This window comes from Neobacillus sp. BF23-41, from assembly GCF_041106275.1.
The window spans coordinates 126,442-147,762 of the sequence record NZ_JBGBPR010000003.1 but is presented as its reverse complement, the minus strand read 5'-3'; the positions used below and the strand labels follow the sequence as shown (position 1 = coordinate 147,762).

The 21,321-nt window shown below is 40.4% G+C and carries 23 protein-coding genes and 1 pseudogene; 16 read left to right on the top strand and 8 right to left on the bottom strand.

Annotated elements, in window-relative coordinates:
• Positions 1–50: 50 nt before the first annotated feature.
• From AB7942_RS06525 to AB7942_RS06505, 5 genes are all read left to right on the top strand, one after another.
• Complete coding sequence (locus tag AB7942_RS06525; RefSeq protein WP_369446246.1) at positions 51–827, top strand: ABC transporter substrate-binding protein; 777 nt, start codon at positions 51–53, stop codon at positions 825–827.
• A gap of 62 nt (positions 828–889) precedes the next feature.
• Positions 890–1,549 (top strand): amino acid ABC transporter permease, encoded by a 660-nt coding sequence (locus AB7942_RS06520; RefSeq protein ID WP_088088892.1) that lies wholly within the window; start codon positions 890–892, stop codon positions 1,547–1,549.
• Complete coding sequence (locus AB7942_RS06515; RefSeq protein WP_088088891.1) at positions 1,542–2,264, top strand: amino acid ABC transporter ATP-binding protein; 723 nt, start codon at positions 1,542–1,544, stop codon at positions 2,262–2,264. Before AB7942_RS06520 ends, AB7942_RS06515 begins: the two co-directional genes overlap by 8 nt.
• A gap of 112 nt (positions 2,265–2,376) precedes the next feature.
• A complete protein-coding gene (locus AB7942_RS06510; protein ID WP_369446245.1) occupies positions 2,377–3,372 on the top strand; it encodes an aromatic acid exporter family protein in 996 nt (331 codons plus the stop codon).
• A 22-nt stretch (positions 3,373–3,394) separates the two neighbouring features.
• Positions 3,395–3,907 carry a L,D-transpeptidase gene (locus tag AB7942_RS06505; protein ID WP_088088889.1) on the top strand — a complete coding sequence of 171 codons (513 nt, stop codon included), beginning with the start codon at positions 3,395–3,397 and terminating at the stop codon, positions 3,905–3,907.
• A gap of 44 nt (positions 3,908–3,951) precedes the next feature.
• Here the strand turns inward: AB7942_RS06505 and prli42 are convergent, their stop codons facing one another.
• Positions 3,952–4,050: a stressosome-associated protein Prli42 gene (prli42, locus tag AB7942_RS06500; protein ID WP_179195915.1), complete on the bottom strand. Its 99-nt coding sequence runs from the start codon at positions 4,048–4,050 to the stop codon at positions 3,952–3,954.
• Between the two features lie 161 nt (positions 4,051–4,211).
• On the opposite strand from prli42, the gene mce reads away from it, so the two are divergent.
• The 4 genes from mce to AB7942_RS06480 all read left to right on the top strand — a co-directional run bounded on the left by mce (position 4,212) and on the right by AB7942_RS06480 (position 8,880).
• On the top strand, positions 4,212–4,625 hold the full coding sequence (mce, locus tag AB7942_RS06495; RefSeq protein WP_088088888.1) for a methylmalonyl-CoA epimerase: 414 nt from the start codon (positions 4,212–4,214) through the stop codon (positions 4,623–4,625).
• A complete protein-coding gene (locus AB7942_RS06490) occupies positions 4,626–6,176 on the top strand; it encodes an acyl-CoA carboxylase subunit beta (RefSeq protein ID WP_369446244.1) in 1,551 nt (516 codons plus the stop codon).
• A gap of 224 nt (positions 6,177–6,400) precedes the next feature.
• Positions 6,401–7,522 carry a tripeptidase T gene (locus AB7942_RS06485; RefSeq protein ID WP_088088886.1) on the top strand — a complete coding sequence of 374 codons (1,122 nt, stop codon included), beginning with the start codon at positions 6,401–6,403 and terminating at the stop codon, positions 7,520–7,522.
• An 80-nt stretch (positions 7,523–7,602) separates the two neighbouring features.
• Entirely contained in the window at positions 7,603–8,880 is a 1,278-nt protein-coding gene (locus tag AB7942_RS06480; RefSeq protein WP_369446243.1) for a DNA polymerase IV, read from the top strand.
• 44 nt (positions 8,881–8,924) lie between these two features.
• On the opposite strand, the gene zwf is transcribed toward AB7942_RS06480, so the two are convergent.
• Positions 8,925–10,394, bottom strand: a complete 1,470-nt coding sequence (gene zwf / locus AB7942_RS06475) for a glucose-6-phosphate dehydrogenase (RefSeq protein ID WP_369446436.1) — start codon at positions 10,392–10,394, stop codon at positions 8,925–8,927.
• A 271-nt stretch (positions 10,395–10,665) separates the two neighbouring features.
• Here zwf and rnz point away from each other — a divergent pair, with 271 nt between their 5' ends.
• Complete coding sequence (gene rnz / locus AB7942_RS06470; RefSeq protein ID WP_369446242.1) at positions 10,666–11,592, top strand: ribonuclease Z; 927 nt, start codon at positions 10,666–10,668, stop codon at positions 11,590–11,592.
• A 168-nt stretch (positions 11,593–11,760) separates the two neighbouring features.
• Here rnz and namA read toward each other — a convergent pair whose 3' ends face one another.
• The 3 genes from namA to proC form a co-directional block, all read right to left on the bottom strand.
• Positions 11,761–12,777, bottom strand: a complete 1,017-nt coding sequence (gene namA / locus AB7942_RS06465) for an NADPH dehydrogenase NamA (RefSeq protein WP_369446241.1) — start codon at positions 12,775–12,777, stop codon at positions 11,761–11,763.
• Positions 12,778–12,857: 80 nt separating this feature from the next.
• The gene (locus AB7942_RS06460; RefSeq protein WP_088088882.1) at positions 12,858–13,997 is read right to left on the bottom strand and encodes a glycosyltransferase family 2 protein; all 1,140 of its coding nucleotides are present in this window, start codon (positions 13,995–13,997) and stop codon (positions 12,858–12,860) included.
• A gap of 59 nt (positions 13,998–14,056) precedes the next feature.
• Positions 14,057–14,902 (bottom strand): pyrroline-5-carboxylate reductase, encoded by an 846-nt coding sequence (gene proC / locus AB7942_RS06455; RefSeq protein ID WP_369446240.1) that lies wholly within the window; start codon positions 14,900–14,902, stop codon positions 14,057–14,059.
• A 483-nt stretch (positions 14,903–15,385) separates the two neighbouring features.
• On the opposite strand from proC, the gene AB7942_RS06450 reads away from it, so the two are divergent.
• The 3 genes and pseudogenes from AB7942_RS06450 to AB7942_RS06440 form a co-directional block, all read left to right on the top strand.
• Positions 15,386–16,348 carry an MBL fold metallo-hydrolase gene (locus AB7942_RS06450; protein WP_369446239.1) on the top strand — a complete coding sequence of 321 codons (963 nt, stop codon included), beginning with the start codon at positions 15,386–15,388 and terminating at the stop codon, positions 16,346–16,348.
• A 30-nt stretch (positions 16,349–16,378) separates the two neighbouring features.
• Complete coding sequence (locus tag AB7942_RS06445) at positions 16,379–17,176, top strand: SDR family NAD(P)-dependent oxidoreductase (RefSeq protein ID WP_098931522.1); 798 nt, start codon at positions 16,379–16,381, stop codon at positions 17,174–17,176.
• A 160-nt stretch (positions 17,177–17,336) separates the two neighbouring features.
• Positions 17,337–17,471: pseudogene (locus AB7942_RS06440) on the top strand (ATP-binding protein); the annotation flags it as partial.
• 92 nt (positions 17,472–17,563) lie between these two features.
• Here the strand turns inward: AB7942_RS06440 and AB7942_RS06435 are convergent.
• Positions 17,564–17,755 carry a YqzH family protein gene (locus AB7942_RS06435; RefSeq protein ID WP_369446238.1) on the bottom strand — a complete coding sequence of 64 codons (192 nt, stop codon included), beginning with the start codon at positions 17,753–17,755 and terminating at the stop codon, positions 17,564–17,566.
• Positions 17,756–17,913: 158 nt separating this feature from the next.
• Between AB7942_RS06435 and AB7942_RS06430 the strand changes: the two genes are divergently transcribed.
• From AB7942_RS06430 to AB7942_RS06420, 3 genes are all read left to right on the top strand, one after another.
• Positions 17,914–19,173 (top strand): Y-family DNA polymerase, encoded by a 1,260-nt coding sequence (locus tag AB7942_RS06430; protein ID WP_335712532.1) that lies wholly within the window; start codon positions 17,914–17,916, stop codon positions 19,171–19,173.
• Positions 19,174–19,257: 84 nt separating this feature from the next.
• On the top strand, positions 19,258–19,593 hold the full coding sequence (locus tag AB7942_RS06425; protein WP_369446237.1) for a YolD-like family protein: 336 nt from the start codon (positions 19,258–19,260) through the stop codon (positions 19,591–19,593).
• A gap of 77 nt (positions 19,594–19,670) precedes the next feature.
• On the top strand, positions 19,671–20,003 hold the full coding sequence (locus AB7942_RS06420; protein ID WP_369446236.1) for an iron-sulfur cluster biosynthesis family protein: 333 nt from the start codon (positions 19,671–19,673) through the stop codon (positions 20,001–20,003).
• A 21-nt stretch (positions 20,004–20,024) separates the two neighbouring features.
• On the opposite strand, the gene AB7942_RS06415 is transcribed toward AB7942_RS06420, so the two are convergent.
• Positions 20,025–20,945 (bottom strand): alpha/beta hydrolase, encoded by a 921-nt coding sequence (locus tag AB7942_RS06415; RefSeq protein ID WP_088090535.1) that lies wholly within the window; start codon positions 20,943–20,945, stop codon positions 20,025–20,027.
• 133 nt (positions 20,946–21,078) lie between these two features.
• Positions 21,079–21,219, bottom strand: a complete 141-nt coding sequence (locus AB7942_RS06410) for a hypothetical protein (RefSeq protein WP_168244984.1) — start codon at positions 21,217–21,219, stop codon at positions 21,079–21,081.
• Between the last annotated feature and the right edge of the window lie 102 nt (positions 21,220–21,321).

Genomic DNA, 21,321 nt, shown 5'->3' with positions numbered 1-21,321 from the left:
AAAATTCAAATTAGCATAAGCAGATATTATTAAATATAGGAGGAGACATCATGAAAAAATCATTTTTATTTTTTACCATGATCTTAACATTAGTGGTGTTGGCTGCTTGCGGCCAAAGTAATAAGGACGGAGCAAATGGAGAAAAAACAGGAGATAACAAAGTTTTAACAATGGCTACATCAGCAGATTTTGCACCATTTGAATCAAGAGATCCATCAGGTAAGGTCGAGGGATTTGATATTGACTTAGCCAATGCTATTGCAAAAGAATTAGGTTATAAACTAGATATTAAAGACATGAAGTTTGATGGTTTAGTCGGGGCATTACAGGCTAAACGTGTGGACATGGTACTTGCTGGTATGTCAGCAACAGAAAAACGCAAACAAAATGTTGATTTTTCAACAGCTTATAACCATTCAGGTGAAATGTTTATCACACTTAAAGATTCTAAAATTAAAACTATCGATGATCTTAAAGGAAAGACGGTTGGAGTACAGTTAGGAACCATTCAAGAAGAGGGTGCCAAAACACTTCAAAAAAAGGTAGATTTTACGATTAAGCCGTTAGACAATGCAACAACTTTAATTCAAGAACTATTATCAAATCGTATCCAGGTTGCTTATATGGATAAATCAGTTGCAACAGGATATGTAAAGGAACAAGGTTTAGCTGGATTTGATGATCCAACAACAAGTTCTCCTGGAATGGCAGTTGCATTTCCAAAAGGCAGTGACTTAACTGATGATGTAAATAAGGTCCTAAAAGACATGGAGGAGAACGGAAAACTCCAAGAATTAAAGGACAAGTGGTTAAAAGATCAGCAATAAGCATAAAATGAATGGCAACTAGACTAACGATGCAAAGAAAATTATAAAGTGAGGTGTAAGGCATGAATTTGGACTTTAGCCAAATTGTGCCTTATATTCCTTTTATTTTAGAGGGAATATGGGTTACATTAAAATTTGTTATTATTTCAATTATTTTAGGTTTTATCCTCGGCACAATTTTAGCTTTGTTTAAAATTTCACGAAACAAAGCATTAAATTGGTTTGGTGATGCATATACATCTATTTTTCGTGGGACACCATTAATTTTACAATTAATGCTAATCTATTTTGCGATCCCGCAATTAACGGGGTATGACATCTCACCATTTTTATCATCAATCTTAGCTTTTGGCTTAAATTCATCCGCCTATGTTTCGGAAATTATCAGAGCCGGAATTCAAGCGGTTGATAAAGGTCAAACCGAAGCAGCACAAGCACTAGGTGTTCCTTATCGTCTCATGATGAAGGACCTAATCTTACCTCAAGCACTAAAAAATATCTTACCTGCATTGATGAATGAGTTTATTACCTTAACAAAAGAATCAGCAATCGTTTCTACGATTGGTTATCTAGATTTGATGCGTCGTGCGCAAGTTGTCGGAGCGGATACTTATCGTAATTTTGAACCATTAATCTTTGTTGGATTTATCTATTGGATCTTAGTAATGGTGCTGACTTTGGCAGGGAAACGGTTTGAACGGAGGCTGAAGTACAGTGATTAAAGTAGAAAACCTCTATAAACAATTTGGCAATAACGAAGTGTTAAAAAATATTTCAACCAATATTGATAGTGGGGAAGTAGTTTCGATTATTGGACCATCTGGATCTGGTAAATCCACTTTTTTACGCTGTTTAAATTTATTAGAGACACCAACGCAAGGGAAAGTTTGGATTAATAATCAAGAGATTACTGATAGCAAAACGAATATAATGAAAGTTCGTGAACAAATCGGTATGGTTTTTCAACACTTTTATTTATTTCCACATCTGTCGGTTTTGGAAAACTTAACCTATGCTCCGATGAAAGTAAAAGGCGAATCGCGAGAACTTGCTGAAAAAAAAGCGCGCGAATTGTTAGCTCGTGTGGGGCTTACCGAAAAAGAAAAAGCCTATCCGAATAATTTATCAGGTGGACAGAAGCAACGTGTTGCCATAGCGCGTGCACTTGCCATGGAACCGAAGTTAATGTTATTTGATGAGCCTACTTCAGCGCTTGACCCAGAAATGGTCAAGGAAGTACTCAATGTTATGAAGGACCTTGCTCATTCAGGAATGACTATGGCCATCGTAACACATGAAATGGGATTTGCTCGTGAGGTTTCCGACCGGATTATTTTCCTTGATGAAGGGGTATTACTAGAAGAAGGCTCTCCTAATGAATTTTTTAATAACCCTCGGACAAGCAGAGCAAAGGACTTTTTAGAGAAAGTATTGTAGTAGAATCAATCTTTAATATCAGGATTTCTTGCAAAAAATGCTTTAATAGGGATATTCTAAAGATGGTCTAATCGATCATCTTTTTTATTTTTTCTATTTTGGGGAGATTACTATGAAATTTCGCATTGGCTACCGAACAATTAAAACAGCTGTTGGTACTGCTATTTCGATTTTAATTGCGCAGCAGCTTGGGCTGGATAATTTTGCTTCCGCTGGCATATTAACCATTTTATGTATTCAGGTGACGAAGCGGAGATCGCTCCGAACAGCAGGAGATCGATTTTTAGCCTGTGTATTAGCGATGCCGTTTTCGGCTATATTTTTTGAGGGAATCTCCTATCACCCAATTGTTATTGGGATCATGTTATTTTTCTTTATACCGACGATTGTGATGCTGAAAGCGCCGGATGGTATTGTGACTAGCAGTGTCATTATTTTACATATTTATATGGCGGAGAAAATCTCCCTGGCAATTTTTTTAAATGAACTTGGAGTGATCACGATTGGAATTGGCGTGGCACTACTGATTAATCTTTATATGCCGAGCGTTGATAAAAAATTAAAGGACTATCAAAGCGAAATTGAGGAGAATTTTAAAATCATTTTCGGTGAAATGGTATGTTATTTACGGACGGGAGATAGTAATTGGGATGGAAAAGAGATTACTGTTAGTGCTCGTTTACTAGATGAAGCGATAACGCTAGCTCTTCAGGATGTTGAAAACCATTTTTTACGAGATGAAAATTTATATTTTCATTATTTTAAAATGCGAGGGAAGCAATTTGAAATTATCGAACGTATCTTACCGATTGTCACCTCCATTACGCGTACAGTAAAGCAAGGGCATATGGTAGCTGAGTTTCTGGAAGAACTTTCTGAGAATGTTCATCCTGGAAATACAGCTCATATTTATATTGAAAAATTAAGAGAAATGAAAAAGGAATTTGAGGAAATGGAGCTCCCGAAGACAAGAGAAGAATTTGAAACGAGAGCAGCCTTACTTCAACTAGTAAATGAAATGAATGACTATCTGATTATAAAAAGTTCGTTTAAAGGAATAAAAACTTCTTCAAAAGTGAATGAACAGAAAAAGATTGAAGCAAACTAGGAAAAAAAGGCAGGTGGCTGCTTTGATAAAAATCTTATCGCCAATCCTGATTGCTTTTTTCATTTCACCATTTTGGCCGTTGGGGCCAAACCCTATGCCAGGCGATCCATTTGTTATTGTTAACAAAAGTAACAATGAAATGGCGTTTATTGATGAAAATAAAGTCCAAACAGTTGTAAGTGTCGGGACGGGTAAAACCCAAGAATTAACTCCGGAAGGTCTTTTCACTATTACGGTAAAGGCAAAAGAGCCTTATTTTCGAAAAGGGAATATTTCTGGAGGGGATCCCAAGAATCCACTAGGGGCCAGATGGATTGGCTTTGATGCGAAAGGAACAGATGGCAGAACCTATGGCATTCATGGGACAAATCAGCCTGCATCCATTGGAAAATACGTCTCTCAAGGCTGTATTCGCACACAGAATGAGGTCGTTACGTCTCTTTTTCCGTTAATTCCACTAGGAACAAAGGTATTAGTTATCTCTTCAAAAAAATCATTTGAGGCGCTTGCCAAAGATAATGGGGCAATACAATAGGGAAAGGGACTGTTCAATTTGAACAGTCCCTTCCTTTTGTATATTTATGATAGAAATGTACCAATTCCGATTAGGAGAGTTGAGGCAAGCATAGCGAATAACATTAAATAAACAATGATTTTTCTCGTTTTCTTACTTTTCATTATGGGTACCTCCTTAACATTTTGGCGCTTTATATCTATTGTACAAGGAAAATCAAAAATGAACAACGGAACAACTAAGTAATTTAGGAAGGATTTATGAACTTTTTCACGAATAAGATAATTGTCGAATTAAATATAATTTTTAGAACAGAGGGATAATAATGATTAAGAAGGTCGACCATATTGGAATTGCCGTAAGATCACTTGAACATTCGCTTCCTTTCTATACCGATGTATTGAATCTACCATTGCTAGGAATTGAAGAGGTTGAAACTCAACTAGTAAGAGTGGCCTTTTTAGAGGCAGGAGGTACAAAACTCGAACTGCTTGAGCCTACATCGGAAGAAAGTACCATTGCTAAATTTATCGAAAAACGCGGTGAGGGCATCCACCATGTTGCACTTGGTGTTGTATCGATTAAAGAAAGAATTAGCGAAATGAAAGAAAAAGGGATTCGAATGATAGATGATCAGCCAAGACCTGGTGCTGGAGGAGCAAACATTGCTTTTATGCATCCAAAATCAACATCTGGGGTTTTATTTGAACTCTGTGAGAAGAAGGGGATGAAGGGGTAAATGATAGACATCTATGAAAAAATAAATGAGTTGTATGATAAACGTCGCGAGGTTGAACTCGGTGGCGGTGACGAGCGAATTGAGAAGCAGCATGAAAAAGGAAAATTGACGGCGAGAGAAAGAATCGATCTTTTGGTAGACAAAGGGACGTTTTTTGAATTAAATCCCTTTATTGAACACCGTACCAATGATTTTGGTCTCGATGAACAAAAGGGCCCAGGGGACGGGGTAGTGACTGGTTACGGGAAAGTAAATGGCCGGCCCATTTATCTTTTTTCGCAAGATTTTACAGTTTTTGGCGGTGCATTGGGTGAAATGCATGCCAAGAAGATTGCGAATGTGATGGATTTAGCAGCGAAAAATGGGGCACCCTTTATCGGTCTAAATGACTCTGGCGGAGCGCGTATTCAAGAAGGTGTCGTATCGTTAGATGGATACGGGCATATTTTTTACCGAAATGCCATTTATTCCGGTGTGATTCCGCAAATCTCAGTAATCTTGGGCCCGTGTGCAGGTGGTGCCGTCTATTCACCAGCAATTACTGATTTTGTGTTTATGGTCGAAAAAACGAGTCAAATGTTTATTACGGGTCCTAAGGTCATCGAAACAGTGACAGGGGAGAAAATATCAGCTGAAGAACTTGGCGGTGCAAATGTACATAGCTCCATTAGCGGGAATGCCCATTTTCATTCCGATTCGGAAGTAGAGGTGTTACAGAACGTCCGCAGGCTTTTGAGTTACCTACCACAGAATAATGAAGAGAAACCTCCAAGATTTGAGGTGCAGGAGGAAGAAGACTACCGTCCTGACTTACTGGATGTTATTCCTTTCGATGCCGTTCGTCCATACGATGTCCGAAAAGTCATTGAGCAAGTTGTTGACGAGGACTCGTTCATGGAAATTCATAAGGACTTTGCTAGAAATATTGTCGTTGGCTTTGCACGTATCAAAGGTGAATCTGTAGGGCTTGTCTGTAATCAGCCTAGGGTCATGGCTGGCGGCTTGGATATTGATTCCTCTGATAAGGCGGCTCGGTTTATCCGGACCTGTGATTCTTTTAATATCCCTATCATAACGTTTGAAGATGTTACAGGCTTCTTCCCGGGAGTTAAACAGGAACACGGGGGAATCATTCGCCATGGAGCTAAAATATTATTTGCCTATTCCGAGGCGACAGTTCCGAAATTGACGGTTATTTTAAGAAAAGCCTATGGCGGTGCCTATGTGGCGTTAAATAGTAAGTCTATTGGTGCTGACTTGGTATTTGCTTGGCCCAATGCAGAAATCGCTGTTATGGGTCCACAAGGGGCTGCCAATATCATTTTTGCCAAGGAAATTAATAATAGCGAAGATCCTGAACAGACCAGGCAGCAAAAAATCGATGAATACCGTGAAAAGTTTGCCAATCCTTATGTGGCGGCGAGCAGAGGCATGGTCGATGATGTCATCGACCCAAGAGAAACAAGATTGAAAATAGTGCTGGGATTAGAAATGCTTAGAAATAAAAAAGAGTCAAGACCTTACAAAAAACATGGGAATATTCCACTATAGTATAAATCGAAGTTGACGTCCTGCTCTTTCATTTGATGATATGAATAAGAAAGAGGTATACTGATATAAGAAAAGCGGAAGCGCCTTGTCCAGGGGCGACAAGCATAAGACGAGCCGGCGAGAAGGTTGCTCTTTAACCTTCTTGACGGCTTGGCTTATGACCTCGAGCCCCTAGGCGCTGGAGCTAGACAATTAGTGATTACATAACATGGAGGATCAATATAATGGTTAATCAGGAACGTCTGTTGAATGAATTTTTAGAACTTGTGCAAATTGACTCAGAAACAAAATTCGAGACTGAAATTGCAAAGGTATTAAAACAAAAATTTACTGAGTTAGGTCTCGAGGTTTTTGAAGATGATACCACTGCTGTAACAGGCCATGGTGCAGGGAATCTAGTTTGCACGCTTGCGGCAACTAAAGAGGGTGTTGACCCGATTTATTTTACCTGTCATATGGATACTGTTACACCTGCTAAAGGTGTGAAACCATCGATTAAAGATGGTTATGTGGTTACAGATGGCACCACGATCTTAGGGGCAGATGATAAAACAGGTATTTCTGTCATGCTTGAAACCATTCGTCAATTAAAAGAACAAAATCTACCTCATGGTTTGATTCAATTTGTCATCACTGTCGGAGAAGAATCAGGTCTTGTAGGTGCAAAAGCACTTGATTCTTCATTGATGAAAGCAAAATTTGGCTACGCACTGGATAGTGATGGCTTAGTTGGTAATGTAGTTGTAGCTGCTCCGACACAAGCAAAGGTAAAAACAGTTATTTACGGTAAAACAGCTCATGCCGGTGTGGCACCTGAAAAGGGAGTTTCCGCGATTACAATTGCCGCAAAATCGATTGCGAAGATGCCATTAGGAAGAATTGATCACGAAACCACAGCAAACATTGGCAGGTTTGAAGGCGGTCAGGCAACTAACATCGTTTGTGACCGTGTTGATATTTTAGCGGAGGCACGTTCGCTTATCCCTGAAAAAATGCAAGCCCAGGTAAGCAAAATGAAGGATGCATTTGAAACAGTTGCAGCACAAATGGGCGGCAGAGCTGAGGTAGATGTGGAAATCATGTATCCAGGCTTTAAATTTGGCGAAGGCGATCATGTCGTAGAAGTGGCTCGCAAGGCCGCGGCAAAAATTGGGCGCAGCTGTGAACTACAGCATAGCGGCGGCGGCAGTGATGCCAACGTTTTTGCTGGGTTTAATATTCCAACGGTCAATCTTGCAGTCGGCTATGAAGAAATCCATACCACAAACGAACGCATGCCGGTTGAAGAATTGTATAAGCTTGCAGAAATGACTCTTGCGATTATCGATGAAGTAGCAAATCAATAATGTAGTTGTCAGGAGAACCTAACTGAGGGTTCTCCTTTTTGATATAATTAGGGAAGAAAAAGTAATAAGGAAGTGCCAGCATGAAGGAAATGTATCCGAAAAACGGAAAGGTCATTTTACATGTTGATATGAATAGCTTTTATGCGTCGGTTGAAATGGCCTACGATCCCAATCTGAAGGGTAAACCGCTCGCAATTGCTGGAAATGTCGAAGAGCGCAGAGGGATCATTGTCACCTGCAATTACGATGCAAGAAAATTTGGTGTGAAAACGACGATGCCGCTTTGGGAAGCGAGAAAACTTTGTCCGCAGTTAATCGTCATGAAACCTAATTTTGAGCGTTATCGGGCCGTTTCCATTGGTATGTTTGAAATTCTCAGGCACTATACAGAGTTTGTAGAGCCCGTTTCGATTGACGAGGGATATTTAGATATAACGGAAAGCTTTGAATACGGCAGCCCGATAGAAATCGCCGAAAGCATTCAAAAAAGGATTCTGGAACAACTAGATATACCTTGCAGCATAGGTATAGCTCCTAATAAATTTTTAGCAAAAACGGCTTCAGATATGAAAAAGCCAATGGGGATTACGATTCTTCGTAAGCGTGATATACCAAACGTTCTTTGGCCCTTGAACACGAACGAAATGCATGGTGTCGGGAAGAAGACAGCGGAAAAGTTACAGACAATGGGGATTCACACCATTGGTGAATTAGCAAAAGGCAATGAGATTCAACTTAAAACGCTTCTAGGCATTAATGGCCTTCGATTAAAAGAAAGAGCCAATGGGATTGATCATCGCCCTGTTGACCCGGAATCGATTGAAGAATTTAAGAGTATCGGCAATTCAACGACACTGCCTAAGGATGTTAGTAATCAGCATGAACTTTTTCGTGTGTTAACATCATTAGCGGAAACGGTCTCTATCAGGCTGAAGAGAAAGAATGTCCTTGCCGGAACTCTTGGAATTACAATTCGCTATAAGGATCGAAAGACAATTACCAGAAGTAAAAAGCTTCCCAACCCCATCAGTCATAAAGATGACATTTCTTCCTTTGCGCAGCAGATTTTTCTAAAAGCTTGGAATGGAGATGCTATTCGATTGTTAGGGATCACAGGCAATGATTTAGTGGATCATGATCATGCCTATAAACAGTTAGATTTATTTTCCTATGAAAAGGATGCGAAAAAAGAGCCGTTACTTAATACCTTATCTAGTCTTCGTGAAAAGTACGGGAAAAGTATCATTGAAAATGCGGGGTCGCACCAAATGGATGGTTCTCACAATATCGGGACTGAAACGAGCTTTAATAAAGATTTTCTGAGGACCTTTCCTAATAAAAATAATGATCTAGACTAAAAAGCACCACTTTGCTGTTATAACAAAGTGGTGCTTTTGATTATTTACTTACAAATATCAACGTCTAGAGCTGTTACAGGCCACCAGAAGTAGCCGTCTTTTTCTAAGAGTTCATCCACCTCTTTGGGACCCATTGTTCCTGACTGATAATTGGGGAAGTAATCAGCCTTCGTGTTTTCCCAAACCGCCGAAATTTTATCAACAAAGCTCCAGGAATAGGCGACTTCATCCCAATGCGTGAAATTTGTAGCATCCCCTCGCATACAATCCAAAAGAAGTTTTTCATAGCCTTCAGGAGTGTTCATTGCATGGATACCAGTATTGGCGAAGCTAAGTTTTACTTCTTGCGCATCCAAATGTCCGCCCGCTTTCTTGGCGTTTAGGTGGAGGGTAATTCCCTCCTCTGGTTGAATATGAATCACAAGGAGGTTCGGATTTAAAATTTTGTCAGTTTGGTAATATAAATTCATTGGAATATCTTTAAATTGAACGACAATTTTTGTTGATTTTGTCGACATTCTTTTCCCAGTACGGATGTAAAAAGGAACACCAGCCCAGCGGAAATTATCGATCATAATTTTCCCTGCGACAAAGGTTTCTGTATTCGATTCTTTGTCCACCATCGGTTCATCACGATAGGCAGGAACCTGGACATCCTCAACCGTGCCCTCACCGTATTGTCCACGAACAAAATAATTATTTACTTGTTCCCCCTCAACGGTTCGAAGGGCTCGAAATACACGAACCTTTTCGGAACGGATTTCATCGGTTGTAAGGTTAATTGGTGGTTCCATTGCAAGCAAGGCTACCATTTGCATCATATGGTTTTGAAGCATATCTCTAAGGGCCCCGCTTGTTTCATAATAACGGCCGCGCTCTTCGACACCGAGTACTTCACTTGAGGTGATTTGAATATTCGAGATATAGCGGTTATTCCAAAGCGGTTCAAAAATAGCATTGGCGAAACGTATTACTTCGATGTTCCGGACCATTTCTTTGCCTAAATAGTGGTCGATACGATAAACTTCTTTTTCCTTAAACGCACTTCTAATTTGTTTATTAAGTTCGATTGCAGATGCTAAGTCATGTCCGAATGGCTTCTCAATCACAAGTCGTTTGTAGCCTTTTACGTCCGTCAGTTTATCTGATTTTAAATGCAAGGCGATGGTTCCGAAAAATTCTGGAGCCATAGCGAGATAAAAAATGCGATTTCCTTCTAATTGATAATTTCCATCAATCTCATCTGCTAAATTTTTTAATATTGCATATGAATTGGAATCAGCGACATCATGTGATTGATAGTAAAAATGGGAGATAAATTCATCAATCTTGTCTTTGTTTCCTAATGCAGATAATACGGAGTCTTTAACGGAATGTTGAAACTCATCGTTAGCAAGGGACCTTCTGGCCACCCCAATAACCGCAAATTTATTTAATTTGCCTTTCTCAAATAACCGGTAAAGGGAAGGAAACAACTTCCGTTTTGCTAAATCACCAGTCGCACCAAAAATCATAATTAATGAAGTCACGTTTCCAGTTTGCGTCAAAGTAAAAACCTCTTTTCTATTTATGTAAATTATAAAATCAACAAATATCACATTTCTTGATTTTATAGCATTCCTGTAGACTTCGCAAAAATAAAACATTCAAGTCTCGATTATTTTTCACATAATGGTCCGTGCTATTCACTTATTAATTAAAGGTCCCCTAGGGAGAAATTGATTTCTTTTTGTGCTATATTAACAATATTGGATAAAAGGAACGGATTGAGAGGAGCTATTATTAGTGGACATATTTTTCCTAGGAACAGGGGCGGGGATGCCGGCAAAACTCCGCAATGTGACGTCAATTGCACTGAAATTGTTAGAAGAGCGGGGGGCCGTTTGGTTATTTGATGCCGGTGAGGCGACCCAGCATCAAATTTTACATACATCGTTAAAACCTCGTAGAATTGAAAAAATCTTTATTACTCACCTTCATGGTGATCATATCTATGGACTGCCTGGATTATTATCAAGCCGCTCTTTTCAAGGCGGAGAATCCGAGGTAACGGTTTATGGACCAAAAGGGATTAAGGACTATATTCATGTCAGCCTTTCATTAAGCCAGACCTATTTGAAATACCCGCTAACTGTTATTGAAATTGAGGAGGGGATTCTTTTTGAAGATGAGCAGTTTACTGTGGAAGCCCTCCGGTTAGATCATGGCATCCCTTCATATGGGTATCGAATTGTCGAAAAGAATCGGCCTGGAACATTACTTGCTGATAAGCTAAAGGAAGCGGGAGTACAGCCAGGACCCATTTTTAGAAAAATTAAAAATGGTGAAACAGTTACCCTTGAAGACGGCAGGACAATTGATCCGAGTAAGTTTCTAGGTCCTGAACAGAAGGGGAGAATTGTCACGATTCTAGGGGACACACGGTACTGCGAAAATGCGATTTCATTGGCTGAAAATGCAGATATTTTGGTGCATGAAGCGACTTTTTCAGCGGATGAAGAAAAACTTGCCCATGACTATTTTCATTCAACCACACATCAGGCAGCAGAAGTTGCTAAGAGGGCCGGTTGCAAGCAACTGTGTCTAACCCATATAAGCTCCCGTTATGATCGAAATGCTTGGCGGGAATTGGTGGATGAGGCAAAGGAAGTTTTTCCGAATACAGATATAGCTGAGGATTTTAAAGAAATTAATATTCCTCTTCGAAATTAAATAGGGACATTCGCTAATTTTTTTGATTCGCAAATAAAACCGGGTTTTTCGCAAATAAAATAGGACTTTGCGCAAATAAAATAGATGTATTCGCAAATAAAATAAATACCCTGCTGATGATAAACATAAGAAGAGGATGTCCATTTTAGTAGACACCCTCTTTTTGATTTATAACCAGCCGCGCTCGTATTGTTTGGGGCCCTCAATTGGAACCCCTAATTCTTTTGCTGCTGTCCGGGCCCAATATGGGTCGCGAAGTAATTCACGAGCTAGGAAGACTAAATCAGCTCTGTCATTTTGTAAAATTTCCTCGGCCTGGATTCCGGAAGTGATTAATCCTACCGCACCTGTTGAGATATCGGCGCCAGTTTTTATGGTCTCTGAGAATTTCACTTGATATCCAGGAAAAACATGAATATGGGCGGGTACAACGGCACCTGAGCTAACATCAATTAAATCAACACCTTGTTCTTTCATCCATTGGGCGAACGTGATGTAATCTTCAGCGGTTAATCCTTCTGCGTGGTAATCATGTGCAGATACTCTCACAAATAATGGGCCTTCCCAAACGGTTTTCACTGCATCAATCACTTCTCGGAGGATTCGGTAGCGGTTTTCAGCCGAACCGCCGTATCCATCGGTCCTTTTATTGGCAAGTGGTGAAAGGAATTCATTGATAAGATACCCATGAGCACCATGGATTTCAATCACATCGAAACCTGCTTTTGCTGCACGCTCCGCGCCTTTTTTAAATGCTACTACTGTTTCTTCAATATCCGTTTTGGACATTTCCTTTGGTGTTTTCATGTTTTCATTAAAAGCAAGTGCAGAAGGGGCAAGAATTTCACCTTCTAATACGGCTTTTCTGCCGGCATGAGCGAGTTGAATCCCAGTCTTGGCACCATGCTCCTTCATAAGACCAACAAGCTCAGAAAAGCCCTCTATATGCTCATCGCTCCAGATTCCTAAATCTCTAGGGGATATCCTGCCTTGAGGTGTTACTGATGTTGCTTCAACTATAATTAGACCAACCTGACCGACCGCCCTGCTTGTGTAGTGGGTCCGATGCCAGTTTTGAACATGGCCATCTTCATGACTGGAATACATGCACATCGGTGACATCACTATTCGATTTTTAAGTGTAACACCCTTTATTGTATAGGGTGAAAATAGTTTTACTGCCATTTCAGAAGCCTCCTGAATTCAATCTAAATTATCCTTTTCTAGTATAGCAAAAGGATCTTTTTAATGAAAAAATCAAGCTTCTAATCTTTTTCTCGCAGTTCACTTAACCGATAGGTGGTCCCCCTCCATACAATTCCTCCGCGCTTAAAGGTTAAGAGGCTCGCCCGAATAATCGAATAAATAAACAGTAAGGCAGTGATTGGAAAGACCAAAAACATCATAGGGGAGAATAAGGTTAATTTTTTTATGACAACCACATAAAGAATTCCGCAAAGAACAATATTTCCGAAGCTTAATAGGGCAACAGTTGTATTCCCTGAAAAAATCATCACAAAGGGCAGAACGTTGGTGATAAAAACCCCGAGGATCGCAAAGATCACCATGCTGATACGATAGTGCAATCCGGCAAATGTATTTTTCTCTAGTCCAACTAATGCTTCTTTTAAACTTCCATACCATTCCACTTCGATTAGATGAAGTGCAGTCACAATTCTTTGGCGATAGCCTGCTTTTTTCATTTTCATCCCAAGTTGCAGGTCATCATCCGGCCGCATTTTTATCTTCTCATGTGTTCCAAACGATTCATAAGATTTTTTTAAAACAAGAATAAACGCACCAATCCCTGTTCCGATTTTTGATTTTGGGTTATTTGCCAACCAAGGACGTTTAAAATAAGAAAAACCAAACAGGAAAAAGGCAACAAATGATTTTAACCAAAATCGGTTAGCACTTAAGTTTGGTGCAGCGGTCAGATGGTCAAGCTTGTGTCTTTCAAAATAGTGGAGCGCTTTTGCGAAGGCTTGCTTTTCAAATTTTACGTCAGCATCGGTAAACAATAGCCATTTCCCTGAAGCTTGAAGTGCGCCCGTGTACAAGGCGTTATTCTTCCCAAGCCAGCCCTCAGGCAATTGATTAACATGGAGGACTTTTAGGCGCGGGTCTATTTTTGTTAATTCTTCCATGATGGTTCCAGTCATGTCAGTTGACCGATCATTGACAAGTATCCATTCCACATTTTTGTAGGTTTGCTCCAGCTGACTCAGGATACTTGCTTCGATTTGTTTTTCCTCATTACGGGCGGCAACTACTACAGATAATAGCGGTCCAAGCTCCATGCCTTCTTCTTTTTCCAGCGGATCTATTTTTCGTAAACCAATTAGTCCGTCTAAAAGAAAAATAGTCCAGACTAGCATACCTAAAGAAAATAAGATCGTTAGCATCCACGACACTTCCCTAGCCTTTTTTTACTAGTGTAATGTAAACAAGGCAAAAGTCCAATTTAGGAAGGTTGGTCTGCAGTCTGAAGCCTAGAACTTAATTCTTCCCCCATTTTTTTGGATTGCGCAGTTGCTGCTTTAATGCATGAAATAAATGCTTGCTGGACCCCGTGTTCTTCAAGAACTCTAATGCCAGCTTCAGTTGTTCCGCCAGGGCTTGTTACTTCCATACGCAGTTGAGTAGATGATTTGCTTGATTTTTTCACCATTTCTGCTGCCCCAAGTAATGTTTGGACAATTAGTTCACTGGCCATTTCTTTGTCTAGTCCTACTTCCACTGCACTTTTTTCCATGGCTTCGATAAGATAATAAATATAGGCTGGCCCACTTCCTGATAGCCCCGTAACGGCATCTAACTGCTCTTCTTCTACAAAAGAAGCCAAGCCAACTGTTCCAAACAAGTTCTTGGTTGTTTCTAACTGCTGCTTGGTAACACGTTGATTCACGGCAACAGCGGTGGCCGATTTTCCAACAGCAGCCGAAGTGTTTGGCATCGACCGTACAATCGCAAGTGGTAATTTTGCCAATGTTTCAATTGTCATCATGGAAACACCAGCTAAGACTGAGACGACGAGCATTTGTTCCGTTAAGTGTTCACGAATGGATTGGACGGCTGTCGCGACATCCTTTGGTTTCATTGCTAACATTACAATGTCCGCTTGATCAAACAGTTCATTCAAATTATAAGTAGTTCGAATTCCATACCGTGTTTCTAAGTTAGTTAATCTTTCTTGATTAGAATTGTTTGTAATCCAGATATTTTTTTTATTAATTAGCCCATTTTCAAGAATTCCTGAAATGAATGCTTCAGCCATCGATCCTGCACCAATAATTGCTATTTTTTTCATTAATATTCCTCCATTTCGATTCTTAAGAAAACAAAAAGACCCCTCATCCGTAAAGGACGAAAGGTCTAGCTTCCGTGGTACCACCTTCATTTACCCTTGCTTAAATTGCAAGAAGGGTTCACTCGACTCCGATAACGCCGGATATGCGTTAGGTTTTCCTAAGTGCTCCTAAGGTAGGTTCAATGATTAAGAGGGCGGTGAAGTCTTTCAGCCGTCGAACTTCACTCTCTTTCGCCATTTCTCATTTACTGGCCTTATTCATCGCTTTAACGAATCAAATTTTACTAGATTATGCAAGATAAACAACCCATCTGTCAATAGATAAATTTATTGAATTTTTTATTTTTTCTAAAAAGTTATGCAGAAATAATGACAATTGGTTAAAAAGTCGCTACACTTTAGTATATATAATAAATGTCACATAATGTTCATATCTATATCGTTGAGTTCTTTATTCGACAATAATGTTAAGGGGATTTAGTAATGACAAAATGGAAAGACGGAATAGCCAAAATTACGGTGCCGACTCCTTTTGCGGTCGGAGATGTCAATGTCTATTTGATTAAAGGCGAGCGATTAACGCTTGTAGACGCGGGCGTAAAAACGGAACAGTCCTGGATGTCACTGAAGGAGCAAATGAGGGATTTAGGCTTAAGTCCTGCTGATATTGAGCAGGTGATTCTAACACATCATCACCCCGATCATGTTGGGATGCTTGATTTTTTTCCGGATTCGTTAGAAGTATATGGTCATTATTTGAATGAACGATGGATTCACCAAACAGAAGCTTTTTTTCAAGAACAAGAGGAATTCTTCCGTGTGCATTTTCTAGAATTCGGGTTGCCCGAGGAATATTTTTCGTTACTTTCTAAGTTAAGAAAAACATTGAAATATTCATGTAACCGGTCACTAACTGGACATCTTGTTGAGGGAATGAGACCTCTTGGGCTAAGTGAGTGGCAGGTCATTGAAACACCGGGTCATGCTCAAAGTCAAATTGCGCTTTTCCGGGAAAAGGATGGAATTTTGATTGGCGGAGATTTAATCTTAGCGCACATTTCACCAAATCCATTGCTCGAGCCGCCAGCCCCTGGTGAAACAGAAAGACCGAAACCGCAGTTGCAACATAATGACTCCATGAAGAAGCTGCTATTGTATCCGGTTCAATGTGTCTACACTGGTCACGGCGAGGAAGTCTACCAGTTAGCAGAGTTGATTGAAAAACGTTTGATACGCCAACACGAGCGGGCAATGACGGTTCATAGCTGGTTAAAAGAAGAGCAGCTCACCGTTTTTGAAATCTGTAAACGCCTGTTTCCTTCTGTTTATCAGCGCGAACTGATGCTGACAATTTCGGAAACCGTCGCACAACTTGACTATTTATCATCTATCGGGGAGATTATTAGTATGAATACTAAGCCCGTGTTTTATCAAGCTAAGCAATAAGCATTGGGTCAACTCAGATGAGGTGTAGAAATGGTTAGGGAACATTTAAAAGGTAAAAATATCGTGATTACGGGTGCCTCCGGAGGAATCGGAGCGGAAATCGCCAAGCTTTGTGCGGCAAGCGGTGCCAATCTTGTTCTGCTTGCACGAAGCATTGGCAAGCTCGAGCAGCTGCAAACGGTACTACAGCAAAAGTATCAAGTAAAAGTGGATGTTTTCAAGCTGGATGTCTCGGATACAGCTCAGGTGCAGGAGGTTTTTCAACGGATTTTCGATAGAATCGGAGAGATTGATATCCTTGTCAATAATGCCGGCTTTGGAATTTTCCGGGAAGCCCATTTGGCAACAATAGATGAAATCAAGGGAATGTTTGATGTCAATGTCGTCGGGCTTATGGCCTGTACAAGCATGGTGTTGCCGAAAATGCGGGAACGGCGTTTTGGTCATATTATCAATATTGCTTCACAGGCTGGTAAGATTGCCACGCCCAAATCGAGTGTCTATTCAGCCTCTAAGCATGCCGTGCTTGGATACACAAACTCACTGCGAATGGAGCTTTCCGATTATAATGTACAAGTGACTTCGGTGAACCCTGGGCCAATTGCCACTGATTTTTTTAATATAGCCGATGAACAAGGCACGTATGTTAAAAATGTGCAGAGATTTATGCTCAAGCCCGAGTACGTCGCTCAGAAGATCGTTGACAGCATGCTGACGAAAACAAGGGAGATTAATTTGCCGCGCTGGATGAATATGGGAAGCGTTGTGTACGTCCTCTTCCCGCGGCTGTTTGAGCGCCTTGGCAAGCGTGCATTTAATCAGAAATAGTTTATAAGTTAATTAGGCCTCTTTTTTAGAGGCTTTTTGTTTTTTGCTGTCATCCTGTTAAAAACTCATAAACTGTATCATTTACAACCTCATATTTAAGTTTATTGAAGAAGAACTACGTTAGGCAGATGGCTCCCTCTTTTAATTAGGAGAACCCTTTTATACGACAAAAGAGCGCGGGACAGGTTTAGGCCACACTGTTTGCTCAAAAATTATCAGAGAAAATCATGGCGATATCCTTATTAGAAGTAAAGAAGGATTCGGATCGATTGTGGATATTATTTTTCCAGAATAGTATTGAACATATCGTTTTCTCCAACAATTAATCAAGAAAGTTTGGTCCATCACGACCGCACTGTGAATTTTTCACTAGTGCGGTTTTTTGTATCAATCTGCTAAATACTCATATACCGTATCATTCACAATTTCGTATAAATCTGCAGCTGGTTCCTCTGCTTTCGTTTGAAGGATCTGTTTGCTTAGCTTCTCCAAATCGTTGTCTCCAATAGGCATTGTCCCCGTCTCATAATACTGTTTAAAACAATTTTTAATCATCTTAGCCACCAATTTTTTATCCATAAACATGCACCTCACTATCCATTATACTATGTTTTCCTCAACTTCCATAAAAGAACGGTGTCAAAAAATTTCCATTGAATACGAACACATATTCGCTTATGATAATGAATATAATAAAAAGGAACAAATGTTCGATATTCTGATTGTGAGGGAAAGCCATGGTGGATTACAGCGCACTGCCGCAAAATAAAATTTTATGTGTGGACATGAAGAGCTTTTATGCCAGTTGTTCGGCTGTCATGCGGGGCCTTGACCCTATGGAGTGTTATTTAGCGGTAGTTGGTCAAAAAGAACGGCAGGGAAGTATTGTCCTTGCTGCTTCGCCGCGTATGAAAAAAGAATTTGGCATCAAAACGGGTTCCCGGATGTTTGAGATTCCACAAGATCCCAGGATTCAAATCGTTGAGCCAAAAATGGCAACGTATTTGCGCATTGCCACGGAAATTTCTCGTGTCTTTAACCGCTATGTTCCAAAAGAAGCGATTCATGTCTATAGCGTCGATGAAAGCTTTATTAAAGTGGATGGTGCCATTCATTTGTGGGGCGATGCCGACACGATTGCAAAAAAAATAAGGGATGATATTGAGCGGGAGTTTCAACTGCCATGTGCTGTTGGAATTGGCCCTAACATGTTACTGGCAAAGCTATGTCTTGATCTTGATGCCAAGAAAAGAGGGGTGGCCGAGTGGACGTATGAAGATGTTCAGACAAAGCTTTGGAATGTGTCACCGCTCAGGGAAATGTGGGGGATTGGCAGGCGCGTCGAAAAAACATTAAATGGGATGGGGATTTTCACTGTCGGCCAGCTGGCTCGTTATGATTTAGAAAAGCTGGAAAAGAAATTCGGCATCATGGGGAACCAGCTTTATCACCATGCTTGGGGGGTTGATTTGTCTGATTTGGGTGCACCGCTAATCCAAGGGCAGATTAGCTTCGGAAAAAGTCAAATTCTGTTAAGGGACTATAAAGAGGAAGCGGAAATTAAGACGGTCATTTTAGAAATGTGTGAGGAAGTAGCAAGGCGGGCAAGGACGCATCGAAAAGCAGGGAGAACGATAAGTCTCGGAGTCGGCTACAGTCAGGATGAATTTGGCGGCGGTTTTCATCGCTCTAGAAGCATCGGCCAGCCAACGAATGTGACGATGGAACTTTACCGTGTGTGTCTGGAATTATTTCATGAGCATTACACCGGGAAGACGGTACGGCAGATTTCGATTGCGATCAGTAATATTGTTGATGACCGTGAGCTGCAGCTTGATCTTTTCGACATGGGTGCCTATAAGAGGCGAGAGCTCGGCTATGTGGTGGATACGGTTCGCAGACGCTTTGGTTCAGGTTCCTTATTGCGCGCGGTTTCATATACGGCTGCTGGAACGGCTAAGCATCGGGCTACACTTGTTGGTGGACATAAAAGATAAATGCGGAAGCGGCCGTTTAGCGGCGTTAAAGCTAGACAGTAGTCAAATAATTAAGACTGAATACTGAGAAAGAAGGAGAGGCGGATGATTCGCGACCGTGGAAGAATCAAATGGACGTCGATGATGCTTCCTGAGCATGTGAAATTGCTCAGGGATTGGGTGAAAGAAGATCGGTACGAACAGAAACGAGAAATGGATGAACAGCATCTGGAGCTCATGAACGGGATCTTGTCCGAAGCGATTGAGTATGATCAGTATGTAACGATTACCCATTACCGGAATCGGAACTATGAAATCGTGATTGGCAAAATCCATTACTGGGATGAACTGACGCAAAGGCTTCATGTGATAGATCGCTTTGATGAGGTGCACCGGATTCCGATGAATGCTATTGCTGACATTCGGATGACGGAGATCTAAATCTATGAGCAAAGATGAATCAACCTCACGTAACATGTGGTACAATCACCATATGCTAAATGAGAGGGGCAATAAACTTGGAGATAACTATTACTGCAGAGGCAGCTAACAAAATAAATGAGCGAATTAAAAGTCGAGAAGGCTACTTAAAGCTAAAATACGATACAGACGGCTGTGGATGCGCCGTAAATGGGGTAGTAGCTTTGTGGTTTATCACAGAATTAGATTCAGATGATATTGCTATTGAAACAAATGACCGGACGGTTTATGCAGAAAAATCAAAAATGGTCTTTTTCGATGAGCAAATGAAAATTGACTTTTCTAAAGCGTGCAATTGCTTTCAACTAAAGAGTCCGCAGCAAATCCTAAATGGCCGTATGAGCCTTATAATTAAAGAAAAAACAGACTGATCCATGATGGATAGTCTGTTTTTAGCTTGGCAATGGATGATCTACATATTTTTGTAAAAATTCATCAATCACCCGTTCGTAATCAGCCCGGTTTTCATTAAAGGACTGGGCATGGCGGCCGTTAGCCGCTAAAAAAAGCATTTTAGGACCCTTTTTATGCTCAAATAAATCCTTTGTCATGGTAGGAAGGATAAAATCATCCTTTTGGCTGTGAATGAACAAAATCGGATGTTTGATATTTTCAATGACTGAAATTGGTGAAACATTTCGAATCGAATATTTGTCCCGAAGGCGTAAAAGGGCATCCCCAAGCGGTAGTAAAAGACCAGGGATGAGCTTGAAGTCTTTTTTAATCAAATAAGCCAACTGCTCCTTAAAATCAGAAAATGGGCAATCGGCAATATAAAAATCTGCTCCATCCTCAAGGAGTCCAGCATATAACAGCATGGTAGCTGCGCCCATCGATTCGCCGTGAATTCCCAGTTCAAGTTGAGGTCCTTTTTCTTTTTTGAGCCAATCGACGACTGTCTTCAAATCAAATTTTTCATAATGACCAAAACTAGTTGTTTTGCCGCCAGATTCCCCGTGACGACGATGGTCATAAATTAACGTATTAAACCCTCGCTCTAAGAACATATTTGCATATTTAATGGAATTAATTTTCGTTTCGGTCACACCATGAGAAATAATGATATAGCGGTTGGTCTGGTGCGGTTCTACGAGCTGTGCTTTAATCGTGTATCCAAAAGGCGAAGAAATATCAACTTCCCGTTTTGGGAGAGAATCAAATTCATCGGGATTATACCGGCCAGCTTCTTTTTCACGCCTTAAAATTAATTCCTCATCCTTCTTTTTCATATACATAAGGCGGTTTGTAAAATACAAACCAAGAGATAACCAGAAAAACAACAAAACAAACAAAGTTCGAAATGCCTTCCTCACCATTGGCACCTCCTGTAGGAATTAATATAACATATGTAAAATAAGTACCAAGCGCCCATAAATTAACCATTTTAATTTTAACACAAAGAAAACCGCTGACACCAATGAGCGGTTTCCGAGTTTACAGAATGATTTACTGCTCTGCGTTTTGTCTTTTGGTAGGATGAATGGCTTTTTCGATTTCTTCAGCGGCAATCACCCGCTTGCCTCCACCTGCTGTGTCTGCATAGTTTTTTCCCTTTTGGCTGGACCCTTTATCACGTTTTTGGCTCAAAATAATCAGCCTCCCTTCAAGCTAGTCTCAATTAATAAGATGCATTAATGGAAGATTGATTATTCATGAAAAATTTAAATTAGACAGTTTGGGCATTCATTT

What these genes read in the sequence shown, in the direction of transcription:
- proC (WP_369446240.1), bottom strand. Translation starts at nt 14,902, where the DNA reads ATGAAAAAAATAGCAATTATTGGTGCAGGATCGATGGCTGAAGCATTC.
- AB7942_RS06525 (WP_369446246.1), top strand. Translation starts at nt 51, where the DNA reads ATGAAAAAATCATTTTTATTTTTTACCATGATCTTAACATTAGTGGTG.
- AB7942_RS06520 (WP_088088892.1), top strand. Translation starts at nt 890, where the DNA reads ATGAATTTGGACTTTAGCCAAATTGTGCCTTATATTCCTTTTATTTTA.
- AB7942_RS06445 (WP_098931522.1), top strand. Translation starts at nt 16,379, where the DNA reads ATGGTTAGGGAACATTTAAAAGGTAAAAATATCGTGATTACGGGTGCC.
- AB7942_RS06485 (WP_088088886.1), top strand. Translation starts at nt 6,401, where the DNA reads ATGGTTAATCAGGAACGTCTGTTGAATGAATTTTTAGAACTTGTGCAA.
- AB7942_RS06480 (WP_369446243.1), top strand. Translation starts at nt 7,603, where the DNA reads ATGAAGGAAATGTATCCGAAAAACGGAAAGGTCATTTTACATGTTGAT.
- prli42 (WP_179195915.1), bottom strand. Translation starts at nt 4,050, where the DNA reads ATGAAAAGTAAGAAAACGAGAAAAATCATTGTTTATTTAATGTTATTC.
- AB7942_RS06435 (WP_369446238.1), bottom strand. Translation starts at nt 17,755, where the DNA reads ATGGATAAAAAATTGGTGGCTAAGATGATTAAAAATTGTTTTAAACAG.
- zwf (WP_369446436.1), bottom strand. Translation starts at nt 10,394, where the DNA reads ATGATTTTTGGTGCGACTGGTGATTTAGCAAAACGGAAGTTGTTTCCT.
- AB7942_RS06490 (WP_369446244.1), top strand. Translation starts at nt 4,626, where the DNA reads ATGATAGACATCTATGAAAAAATAAATGAGTTGTATGATAAACGTCGC.
- AB7942_RS06460 (WP_088088882.1), bottom strand. Translation starts at nt 13,997, where the DNA reads ATGCTAACGATCTTATTTTCTTTAGGTATGCTAGTCTGGACTATTTTT.
- AB7942_RS06430 (WP_335712532.1), top strand. Translation starts at nt 17,914, where the DNA reads ATGGTGGATTACAGCGCACTGCCGCAAAATAAAATTTTATGTGTGGAC.
- namA (WP_369446241.1), bottom strand. Translation starts at nt 12,777, where the DNA reads ATGGCAGTAAAACTATTTTCACCCTATACAATAAAGGGTGTTACACTT.
- AB7942_RS06510 (WP_369446245.1), top strand. Translation starts at nt 2,377, where the DNA reads ATGAAATTTCGCATTGGCTACCGAACAATTAAAACAGCTGTTGGTACT.
- mce (WP_088088888.1), top strand. Translation starts at nt 4,212, where the DNA reads ATGATTAAGAAGGTCGACCATATTGGAATTGCCGTAAGATCACTTGAA.
- AB7942_RS06450 (WP_369446239.1), top strand. Translation starts at nt 15,386, where the DNA reads ATGACAAAATGGAAAGACGGAATAGCCAAAATTACGGTGCCGACTCCT.
- AB7942_RS06425 (WP_369446237.1), top strand. Translation starts at nt 19,258, where the DNA reads ATGATTCGCGACCGTGGAAGAATCAAATGGACGTCGATGATGCTTCCT.